General features: G+C 69.0%; 10 protein-coding genes. 1 reads left to right on the top strand and 9 read right to left on the bottom strand.

The features are described 5' to 3' along the window. A partial coding sequence (locus AACZ35_RS08630; protein WP_339828251.1) for a DciA family protein occupies nt 1–410 on the top strand: 410 nt, incomplete at its 5' end. A gap of 67 nt (nt 411–477) precedes the next feature. Here the strand turns inward: AACZ35_RS08630 and lpxC are convergent. From lpxC to mraY, 9 genes are all read right to left on the bottom strand, one after another. Continuing rightward, on the bottom strand, nt 478–1,389 hold the full coding sequence (lpxC, locus tag AACZ35_RS08635) for a UDP-3-O-acyl-N-acetylglucosamine deacetylase (RefSeq protein ID WP_339828253.1): 912 nt from the start codon (nt 1,387–1,389) through the stop codon (nt 478–480). A gap of 249 nt (nt 1,390–1,638) precedes the next feature. Beyond that, nucleotides 1,639–2,874: a cell division protein FtsZ gene (gene ftsZ / locus AACZ35_RS08640; protein WP_339828255.1), complete on the bottom strand. Its 1,236-nt coding sequence runs from the start codon at nt 2,872–2,874 to the stop codon at nt 1,639–1,641. Nucleotides 2,875–2,956: 82 nt separating this feature from the next. After that, nucleotides 2,957–4,192: a cell division protein FtsA gene (ftsA, locus tag AACZ35_RS08645; RefSeq protein ID WP_339828256.1), complete on the bottom strand. Its 1,236-nt coding sequence runs from the start codon at nt 4,190–4,192 to the stop codon at nt 2,957–2,959. Beyond that, complete coding sequence (locus AACZ35_RS08650; protein WP_339828257.1) at nt 4,189–4,908, bottom strand: cell division protein FtsQ/DivIB; 720 nt, start codon at nt 4,906–4,908, stop codon at nt 4,189–4,191. The genes ftsA and AACZ35_RS08650 overlap by 4 nt, the downstream gene beginning before the upstream one ends. After that, entirely contained in the window at nt 4,905–5,873 is a 969-nt protein-coding gene (locus AACZ35_RS08655; RefSeq protein ID WP_339828258.1) for a D-alanine--D-alanine ligase, read from the bottom strand. The genes AACZ35_RS08650 and AACZ35_RS08655 overlap by 4 nt, the downstream gene beginning before the upstream one ends. Continuing rightward, on the bottom strand, nt 5,870–7,303 hold the full coding sequence (gene murC / locus AACZ35_RS08660) for a UDP-N-acetylmuramate--L-alanine ligase (RefSeq protein ID WP_339828262.1): 1,434 nt from the start codon (nt 7,301–7,303) through the stop codon (nt 5,870–5,872). The genes AACZ35_RS08655 and murC overlap by 4 nt, the downstream gene beginning before the upstream one ends. Continuing rightward, nucleotides 7,303–8,388 carry an undecaprenyldiphospho-muramoylpentapeptide beta-N-acetylglucosaminyltransferase gene (gene murG / locus AACZ35_RS08665; protein WP_339828259.1) on the bottom strand — a complete coding sequence of 362 codons (1,086 nt, stop codon included), beginning with the start codon at nt 8,386–8,388 and terminating at the stop codon, nt 7,303–7,305. Before murG ends, murC begins: the two co-directional genes overlap by 1 nt. Further along, entirely contained in the window at nt 8,385–9,692 is a 1,308-nt protein-coding gene (gene ftsW, locus AACZ35_RS08670) for a putative lipid II flippase FtsW (RefSeq protein WP_339828260.1), read from the bottom strand. The genes murG and ftsW overlap by 4 nt, the downstream gene beginning before the upstream one ends. A 1-nt stretch (nt 9,693) precedes the next feature. Then, nucleotides 9,694–10,607: phospho-N-acetylmuramoyl-pentapeptide-transferase (mraY, locus tag AACZ35_RS08675; protein ID WP_339828261.1), on the bottom strand; the 914-nt coding region annotated here is incomplete at its 5' end.

The raw sequence follows: 10,607 nt of genomic DNA on the forward strand, positions 1-10,607 counted from the left end.
GGACCGGGCTTGCCAGCGTGGTCGAACGCGCCCGTTGGCTGGGCGAACTCGACCCCGTGTTACGCCAGAGTCTCCCCGCCACCTTGGCCGACCACTGCAAACTGGCCAATGTGGATGACAAGAACTTGGTGTTCCTGGTCAGCGCCCCGGTCTGGAAGGCCAAGCTGCGGCTGCATGCCGATGCCCTGTTGGGCGCGGCGGCCGCGGCCGGGCTCAAGGCCAGGACGCTGGTGGTGAAAGTGGTTACGCCGGAACCCGCCATCCCCGAGGGGACCGGAACACCGAAACCGCTTTCCGAGGCAGTCCGCGATTCACTGCGGGCCACCGCCCAGTCGGTTTCGGATCCGGGGTTGCGCGACCAGCTTCTGCGGCTGGCTGAGTCGCCCCGGAACAAGACCGACGGGGCATGATGCCCCGGCAGGCGGGGCGTGTCGTTAACCTGCGGTTAAACGATCGTTAAAGAGTGTGACGCAGGTCTCAGACGGCCTGCGCGGGGTGCGCATACGAGATCGGCGCCAGGGCCGGGTCCTCGAAGGTCACTTCTTCCCAGGCCGAGGTGTCGGCCAGCAGGGTGCGCAGCAGCTGGTTGTTGAGCGCGTGGCCGGACTTGTAGCCATAAAAGGCGCCGATCAGGCTGTGGCCCAGCAGGTACAGGTCGCCGATGGCGTCCAGGATCTTGTGCTTCACGAACTCGTCCTCGTAACGCAGGCCGTCGTCGTTGAGCACGCGGTAGTCGTCGAGCACGATGGCGTTGTCCATCGAACCGCCCAGGGCCAGGTTGCGCTCGCGCAGGAACTCGATGTCCTTCATGAAGCCGAAGGTGCGGGCGCGGCTGACTTCCTTGACGAAGGACGTGGTGGAGAAGTCGATCTCGGTGCTCGAGGTCGCCTTGTTGAAGATGGGGTGGGCGAAATCGATGGTGAAGCCGACCTTGAAGCCGTCGAACGGCTCGAAGCGGGCCCACTTGTCGCCTTCCTCGACCTTGATCGGCTTGAGGATGCGAATGAAGCGCTTGGCCTTGTCCTGCTCTTCGATGCCCGCCGACTGCAGCAGGAACACGAAGGGACCGGCCGAACCGTCCATGATCGGCACCTCGGCCGTGGACAGGTCCACGTAGGCGTTGTCGATACCCAGGCCGGCCATGGCCGACAGCAGGTGCTCGATGGTCATGACCCGCACATTGCCCTCCACCAGCGCGGTGCACAGGCTGGTGTCGCCGACCTTTTCGGCCTTGGCGTGGATCTCCACGGGCTGGTCGAAGTCAACGCGCCGGAAAATGATGCCGGTATCGGGCGCAGCCGGGCGCAAGGTCATGTAGACCTTTTCGCCGCTGTGCAAACCGACACCCGTGGCGCGGATGACATTCTTGAGAGTGCGTTGTCTGATCATCTTGAGGCGGTCTCCGGGGCAGGAGCGCGCAAAACCGTCGAGGACGATAGCACACCGTGGAACAAACGAAAACCTAACATTCAAACAATTGTATTGATTTTGCAACCCAGTTCAGGTTCCGGGGCTGGAAAAGGGCCCGCCGGACGGGCCGGCGGGCCAAGGATTCCATGTTCCCCCTGGGGACACGCGCCGCGGGCCTGGGCCCGCGGGTCTCACCAGGCCGCCCGTCCTGGGCGGCCCTTTCACTCTTTAATCGGCCTGGCGACGCAGGAAGGCCGGGATGTCCAGGTAGGCGTGCTCGTTGGGCAGCTCGCCCAGCGCGGTGGCCGTGCCCGAGGCCGGTTCGCTGGCCGAGGTCCGCCCCGAGGAGCGCAGGCCCAGGTGGTTGGCGCCCGGCATCACGCCGCCATTGGCGATGGCCGTGGCTGCCTCGTCCACCATGCCGGTGCTGCCATTGCGCACCAGCTTCACCGGGGCCCGCTGCACTTCCCGCTCCGGGGCCCGGACCGGCTGGCGCACGACGCCGCGGTTGAGGCCGGTGGCGACCACGGTCACCCGCACTTCGTCCTGCATGTCCGGGTCCAGCGAGGTGCCGATGACCACCGTGGCGTCCTCGGACGAGAACTCCTCGATGGTGCGGCCGATCTCGTCGAACTCGGCCATGGTGAAGTCGGGGCCGGCCGTGATGTTGACCAGCACGCCGTTGGCGCCCGAGAGGTTGACCTCGTCGAGCAGCGGGTTCGAGATGGCGGCCTCGGCGGCGGCCTGGGCGCGGTCGTCGCCGCGGGCCACGCCGGTGCCCATCATCGCCAGGCCCATTTCGGACATGACGGTGCGGACGTCGGCGAAGTCGACGTTGATCAGGCCCGGGCTGACGATCAGGTCGGCGATGCCCTTCACGGCGCCCAGCAGCACGTCGTTGGCCGCGCGGAAGGCCTGCACCATGGTGGCCTGGCGGCCCAGCACGGTGATCAGCTTTTCGTTGGGGATGGTGATCAGGGAGTCGCAGTGGTGGCTGAGCTCCTCGATGCCCTTGAGCGCCACCTGCATGCGCCGGCGGCCCTCGAACGGGAACGGCTTGGTGATGACCGCGACGGTCAGGATGCCCATCTCCTTGGCCAGCTGCGCCACCACCGGCGCCGCGCCGGTTCCGGTGCCACCGCCCATGCCGGCGGTGATGAACACCATGTCGGCGCCTTCCAGCGCCTCGACGATGCGTTCGCGGTCCTCGAGCGCGGCCTGGCGGCCGACCTCGGGGTTGGCGCCGGCGCCCAGGCCCTTGGTGACGTTGCCGCCAAGCTGCAGCTGCATCTTGGCGCCGCACTGCTTGATGGCCTGCGCGTCGGTGTTGGCGGTGATGAACTCAACGCCCTCCACGCCCGCATTGACCATGTGCGCGACGGCGTTGCCGCCGCCGCCGCCAACGCCGATCACCTTGATGACCGCATTGGGTGCCAGCTTCTCGATCAGTTCGAAATGTGCCATGTCCTCGTCCTCCGTGATTCGAATCCAGGGTTTGTCTTGTGTTTTTTTTGCTTTGGTGTCGCGTGTGCTTCCATGACGTCGCTCAGAACTCACCTCGGTACCAGTTCTTGAACTTCGTCCAAATCGTCCCGGCCTTGCCCGCCGAAAGCGTCGGGCGGCGCGGGTGTTCAATCTGGCTGCCCCAGAGCAGCAGGCCGACGCCGGTGGCATGCACCGGGTTGCCGACCACTTCGCCCAGGCCGGAAACGTGCTGGGGAATCCCCACCCGCACCGGCATGTGCAGCATTTCTTCGGCCAGCTCGACCACGCCTTCCATGCGCGAGGCGCCGCCGGTCAGCACCAGGCCGGCGCGCACCAGTTCCTCGAAACCGGAACGGCGCAGCTCGGCCTGGACGAGCTCGAAAATTTCCTCGTAGCGGTTCTGCACCGCCTCGGCCAGGGCCTGGCGGGCCAGGCGGCGCGGCGGCCGGTCGCCGACGCTGGGCACCTGGATCGACTCTTCCGCGGTCGCCAGCTGGGCCAGCGCGCAGGCGTAACGCACCTTGATCTGCTCGGCCTCGGGCGTGGGCGTGCGCAGCAGGTGGGCGATGTCGTTGGTGACCTGGTCGCCGGCGATCGGCAAGGAAGCCGAGTGGCGAATGGCACCCTGCACGAACACCGCGATGTCGGTCGTGCCGGCACCGATGTCCACCAGCACCACGCCCAGCTCCTTTTCGTCGGTGGTCAGCACGGCGGTGCTTGAGGCCAGCGAGCTCAGGATCAGGTCGTCCACCTGCAGGCCGCAGCGCTGCACGCACTTGCTGACGTTGCTGGCGGCCGACTGGGCGCCCGTGACCAGGTGCGCGCGCACCTCGAGCCGCACGCCGCTCATGCCCACCGGGTTGCGGATGCCTTCCTGGGAGTTGTCGACGATGTATTCCTGCGGGATCGCGTGCAGGATCTTCTGGTCGGCCGGCACCGCGACCGCCTTGGCGGCCTCGAGCACGCGGTCGAGGTCGGCATAGGTCACTTCGCCACCGGCCACCGGCACGATGCCCGGGGAATTGCGGCACTGGGTATGGCTGCCGGAAATCGAGGCGTACACGGAGCGGATTTCGCAGCCGGCCATCAGCTCGGCCTCTTCGACCGCGCGCTGGATCGACTGCACGGTGGACTCGATGTCCACCACCACGCCGCGCTTCATGCCGCGCGACTCGTGCGAGCCGATGCCGATCACCTCGATCTCCTGGCCCGGCGAATACTCGCCCACCAGCGCCGTCACCTTCGACGTGCCGATGTCCAGGCCCACGATCAGCGACTTGTCGCCCTTGCGATTCATGCGTTGTTTTCCTCTTCGACCGCGACGTCTTCCCAGACGATCGCGAACCCATTCGTGTAACGAAGGTCCGCACGCGCCACCCGGCGCGCCGGGTCCTGGCGCAGCTGCGGCAACATGCGTGCGAAACGTTCAAGCCGCGCCTGCGGCTCGCCGCGCCCGGCTTCGATCTGCGTGCCGTCGTCGAGCACCAGCTGCCAGCTGCCGCGGGCGCTCAGGCGCACCTGTTCGACGCGCAGGCCCAGCGGCAGGAAGAGCGGCCTTGCCAGGCTGTGGAAGGACATCAGCTCGCCGGCGCGGTCTTCCGGGCCGTCGAACAGCGGCAGGCCGGCACCGGCGCCGGCCGGGGCGGCGAACAGCAGGCCCTCCTCGCTCAGCATGCGGCCGTCGGCCCAGCGTGCGATCGGGGTGTGTTCGGCCAGGCTCACTTCCAGGCGGTCGGGCCAGCGCTTGCGCACTTCCACCTGTTCAACCCAGGGCAGCGCCGCCACGTCGGCGCGCACCTGGTCCAGGTCCACCGCGAAGAAGCCGCGCTGCACGTGCGGCAGCACCGCTTCGCGCACGGCCGCTTCGTCCACCTGTTCGAAGGCGCCGGTCACCGCCAGCCGGCGCATCGGCCAGCGGTCGCCCGCGATCCAGCCGTTGAGCACCGCCACCAGGGGCAGTGCCACCAGGCCGATCGCCAGGGTCCAGGCAGCGATGCGCATCAGGGCGCTCATGCGTGGCCGCCCTCCCCGTCCGCGAGGCTGGTTTCAAGCACGCGCCAGCACAGGTCTTCGAAGGACAGGCCCATTTCGCGCGCGGCCTTGGGCACCAGCGAATGGCTGGTCATGCCCGGTGCGGTGTTCACTTCCAGCAGCCAGTTGTTGCCGGCGGCGTCGCGCATCACGTCGACGCGGCCCCAGCCGCGGCAGCCGGCGGCGCGGAAAGCGGCCAGCGCCAGCCTGCGGATGGCGGCCTCGTCGTCGCCGGCCAGGCCCGGGCACAGGTACTGGGTGTCTTCGGCCTGGTACTTGGCGTGGTAGTCGTAATATTCGCCGGCCGGCACGATCCGGATCGAGGGCAGCGCCACGTCGCCCAGCACGGCGACGGTGTATTCGCCGCCGGTCACCAGCTGTTCGACCAGCAGTTCGCCGGGATAACGCGCGGCCAGTTCGACGGCGGCATCGAGGCCGGCTTCGTCGAAGACGCGGGTGATGCCGACGCTGGAACCTTCGCAGGCGGGTTTGACGATGACCGGCAGGCCAAGCTCGCGCGCGGCGTCCTGGACACTCCCGCCCCTCCCGAGGCGCACGTAGCGCGGTGTCGGCAGGCCCAGGGCCAGCCAGACCTGCTTGGTGCGGATCTTGTCCATCGCCAGCGCCGAACCCAGCACGCCCGAGCCGGTGACCGGCACGCCCAGGGCTTCGCACAGGCCCTGCAGAACGCCGTCTTCGCCGCCGCCCTTGTTGCCGTGCAGGATGTTGAAGACGCGGTCGAATTTCTTTGCCACCAGCGCATCCACCAGGGCCGGGATGCCGTCCACGGCGTGCGCATCGATGCCGCGCGCGCGCAGGGCCTCGAGCACGTTGCTGCCCGAAGCCAGCGAGACTTCGCGCTCGGCGCTGGTGCCGCCCATCAGCACGGCCACGCGGCCGAAGCCGGCGGGGTCGGTCAGGCGCGGGGCGGGAAACACGGTGCTCATGCCTGGCCCTCCCCGTGGATGCCGTGCGCGGCCAGGTCGGCGACCACGGCGCCGATGTCGCCGGCACCCATCACCAGCAGCAGGTCGCCGTCTTCAAGGACGTCGGCCAGCACGGCAGGCAGCTCGCGCACGGGGCCGGCCAGCACCGGGTCGATGCGGCCGCGGGCGCGGATGGCGCGGGCCAGGGCCTTGGCGTCGGCGCCGACGATGGGCGCTTCGCCGGCCGGGTAGACGTCGGCCAGCACCACCGCGTCGGCGCTGGAAAGCACCGCCGCGAAATCGTCGAACAGGTCGCGGGTGCGGCTGTAGCGGTGCGGCTGGAAGGCCACGACCAGGCGGCGCTGCGGCCAGCCGCCGCGGGCGGCGGCGAATACGGCCTCGAGCTCACGCGGATGGTGGCCGTAATCGTCCACCAGCAGCGCCTTGCCGCGGCCAAAGTCGAGTTCGCCCTTGAGGTTGAAGCGGCGGCCGATGCCTTCAAACTTCTCCAGCGCGCTGGCGATCTGCGCCGGCGTCACGCCCAGCTGCCAGCCGATCGCGGCGGCGGCCAGGGCGTTGAGAACGTTGTGCTCGCCGGGCAGGTTCAGGGTGACGGCCTGTTCCGGGGCTTCGGGCAGGTGCAGGGTGAAGCGCATGGCGGCGCCGTCCTGCTGCACATGCGTGGCGCGCACGTCGGCGGCTTCGCTCAGGCCGTAGGTGACCAGGTGGCGCGGCGTGCGCGCGGCCAGTTCGGCCACTTCGGCATCGTCGATGCACAGCACGGCCAGGCCGTAGAACGGCAGCCGGTGCAGGAATTCGTCGAAGGCGGCCTGCACGCGGGCAAAGTCGCCGCCGTAGTTTTCAAGATGGTCGGCGTCGATGTTGGTGACCACGGCCACCAGCGGATTCAGGCGCAGGAAGCTGCCGTCGCTTTCGTCGGCTTCGGCCACCAGCCACTGGCCGCCGCCCAGGCGGGCGTTGGCGCCGGCCGACAGCAGCTGGCCGCCGATCACGAAGGTCGGGTCCAGCCCGCCTTCGCTGAGCACGCTGGCCACCAGCGAGGTGGTGGTGGTCTTGCCATGCGTGCCGGCAATGGCGATGCCGCGCTTGAAGCGCATCAGTTCGGCCAGCATTTCCGCGCGCGGCACCACCGGGATGCGCTGTTCGCGGGCGGCCATCAGCTCCGGGTTGTCGGCGCGGATGGCGCTCGACACCACCACGACGTCGGCGCCTTCGATGTTGCCGGCGGCATGGCCGCGGAAGACGCTGGCGCCCAGGGTGGTGAGGCGGCGGGTGGCGACCGATTCATTGGCGTCCGAACCCGACACCTGGTAACCCAGGGTCACCAGCACTTCGGCGATGCCGGACATGCCGACGCCACCGATGCCGATGAAGTGCACGCGCGGGAAGGCGCGGGCCAGGTCTCCGGATTCCTGCAGGCGACGGCGGATCATGCGCGGGCCTCCTGGATCACGATGCCGGCCACGCGGCCGGCGGCATCAGGCTGTGCGATGCCGCGCGCGGCGCAGGCCATGGCCAGGCGCAGGTCGGCGGCGGACAGCAGCCGGCGGGTGGCATCGGCCAGGCGTTCGTGGAAACCCTCGCCTTCGGGCACCAGCTCGGCGGCGCCGGCCTGCACCAGGTATTCGGCGTTGCGGGTCTGGTGGTCGTCCACCGCGGCCGGGAACGGCACCAGCACGCTGCCGACACCGGCGGCGCAGAGTTCGGCCAGGGTCAGCGCACCGGCGCGGCAGACCACCAGGTCGGCCCAGCCGTAGGCTTCTGCCATGTCGGCGATGAAGGGTTCGACGTCCACCGCGACGCCGGCTTCGGCATACACCGCGCGGGTGGCGTCGGCGTGGCGTTCGCCGCACTGGTGGCGCACCAGCGGGCGGTCGCCGGCCGGCAGTTCGGCCAGCACCTGCGGCAGCACCTTGTTCAGCGCATGGGCGCCCTGGCTGCCGCCCAGAACCAGCAGGCGGGCGGGACCCTGGCGACCGGCCAGTCGTTCGGTAGGCGGCGGCAGCGCTTCGATGGACGGGCGCACGGGGTTGCCCACAACTTCGGCGCGGCCTTCCGGGAAGCTGCCCGGGAAGCCGCACAGCACGCGCCGGGCGAACTTCGACAGCACACGGTTGGTCAGGCCAGGCGCGCGGTTCTGTTCGTGCACCAGCAGCGGCCAGCGCAGCAGCCAGGCGCCCAGCCCGCCCGGGCCGGCGGCGTAACCGCCGAAGCTGAGCACGGCGCGCGGGCGCAGCCGGCGCAGGATCGAAAGCGCCTGGGCCACCGAACGCAGCAGCAGGAACGGCGCCTTGAGCAGGGCCAGCGCGCCCTTGCCGCGCAGGCCCTTGACCGAGATGGTTTCGATGCGGATGCCGGCGGGCGGCACCAGCCGGGTTTCCATGCCACCGGCCGAACCCAGCCAGACCACCGGCACGTCGCGCTCGCGCAGGGCCTGGGCCACGGCGAGGCCGGGGAAGATGTGGCCGCCGGTGCCACCGGCGAGGATCAGCACGGGCGCGGTCGCTGCGTTCATGCGACGGCTCCGATCTTGGGTTCGATGCGGCCACGACCACCGCGCACGCCAACCGGCGGCGCCACCGCGGCGGGCGAGTTCGCCGGCTCGCGTTCGTTGACGGACGGCGACGGGTCGTCGGAAGCGCCGCCGCGCAGGCGGGCGACCTGGCGCTCGGCGCGGTCGAGCTCGTAGCTCACGCGCAGCAGCAGGCCGATGGCCATGCAGGTCACCAGCACGCTCGAACCGCCCGAGGAGATCAGCGGCAGGGTCAGGCCCTTGGTCGGCAGCAGGCCCAGGTTCACGCCGATCGAAACGAAGGACTGCAGGCTGATCCACAGGCCGACGCCGAAGGCGCAGAAACCGGCGAAGTAGCGGCGCATTTCCACCGCGCGCAGGCCGATGCTGAAGGTGCGCCAGCTGAAGATCGCGAACACCGCGATGATCGCCACCGAGCCAACGAAGCCCAGCTCCTCGGCGCTGACCGAAAAGATGAAGTCGGTATGCGCCTCGGGCAGGTAGAACAGCTTCTGCACGCTGCCGCCCAGGCCGACGCCGAACCATTCGCCGCGGCCGATGGCGATCAGCGCCTGGGTCAGCTGGAAGCCGTCGTTGAACGGGTCTTCCCAGGGATTGAGGAAGGACTTCAGGCGCGCCACGCGGTAGGGCGCGGCCACCGCCACGCCCACCAGCAGCGGCAGCACGCCGGCGCCGATAAGCAGCAGGTGGCCGATGCGCGCGCCGCCCAGCCAGACCATGCCGCCGGTGATCGCCAGGATCAGCGCGGCCGAACCGAAGTCGGGCTGCAGCAGCAGCAGGGCCACAAGGAACCCCGCCACGCCCAGCGGCTTGAGCAGCGTCGACCACTTCTCGCCGATGTCGTCGCGATAGCGCACGACGTAGCTGGCCAGCCAGATGATCAGAAGCAGCTTGACCGCTTCGACCGCCTGGAACTTGGACACGCCCAGGTTGATCCAGCGCTGGGCGCCGTTGACCGTGTGGCCGATGCCCGGGAAGAAGACCAGGCCCAGGAGCGCGATGCAGCCGAACAGCAGCAGGTGGTTGTGGCGTTCGATCAGCTTGAGCTCGGTGCGCATCAGCGCGAACGCCAGCGCGCCGCCCAGGGTCAGGAAGAGGACGTGCCGGATGAGGTAATGGAAGGGCCCGACGTTGTGGCCTTCGGCGATCGCGATCGAACTTGAACCGACCATCACCACGCCGAAGCCGGCCATCAGCAGCGCCAGCCCCAGCAGAACCGGGTCGTAACGACCGGTGATCTGCTCGAGCTTGGTGGCCTGGCCGGCGCGTTCTTCGAGGAGGCTCATGTCAGCGCACCTTCAACGTGGCCAGGCCGACCAGCACGAGCATCACCGAGATGATCCAGAAGCGCACGATCACGCGCGGCTCCGGCCAGCCCTTGAGCTCGAAGTGGTGGTGGATGGGGGCCATGCGGAACACCCGCCGCCCGGTCAGCTTGAAGCTGGCGACCTGGATCATCACCGACAGGGTTTCGATGACGAAGATGCCGCCCATCAGCACCAGGATCGCTTCCTGGCGCACGATCACCGCGATCGTGCCCAGCACCGCGCCCAGCGCCAGCGCGCCGATGTCGCCCATGAAAACCATGGCCGGGTAGGTGTTGAACCACAGGAAGCCCAGCCCCGCCCCGGCGATCGCCGCGCAGAAGATGGTGATTTCGCCGGCGCCGGGAATCGGCGGGATCTGCAGGTATTCCGAGAACACCGCATTGCCCGAGGCGTAGGCGAAGATGCCCAGCGCCGCCGCCACCAGCACGGTCGGCATGATCGCCAGGCCGTCGAGGCCGTCGGTCAGGTTCACCGCATTGGAAAAACCGACGATCCAGAAATAGGCGATCACCACGAACATGCCGCCCAGCGGGATCGCGAAATCCTTGAGCAGCGGCAGGAACAGCGTGGTGTTGCTGGGGTGGTCGGCGGTCCAGAACAGCGCCAGCGCCGCGGCCAGGCCGAACAGCGACTGCAGCGCGTACTTGTGCCGCGACTTGAGGCCATTCGGGTCGCGCTTGACGATCTTGATCCAGTCGTCCAGCCAGCCGATGGCGCCGAAGGCCACCATCACCGCCAGAAGCACCCAGACGTAGCGGTTGCGCAGGTCGGCCCACAGCAGCGTGGACAGGCCGATGGTGAGCAGGATCAGGGCGCCGCCCATGGTCGGCGTGCCGGCCTTGGAAAAGTGCGACTGCGGGCCGTCGGTGCGGA

This window comes from uncultured Arenimonas sp. (assembly GCF_963976025.1).
Taxonomy (GTDB): Bacteria; Pseudomonadota; Gammaproteobacteria; order Xanthomonadales; family Xanthomonadaceae; genus Arenimonas.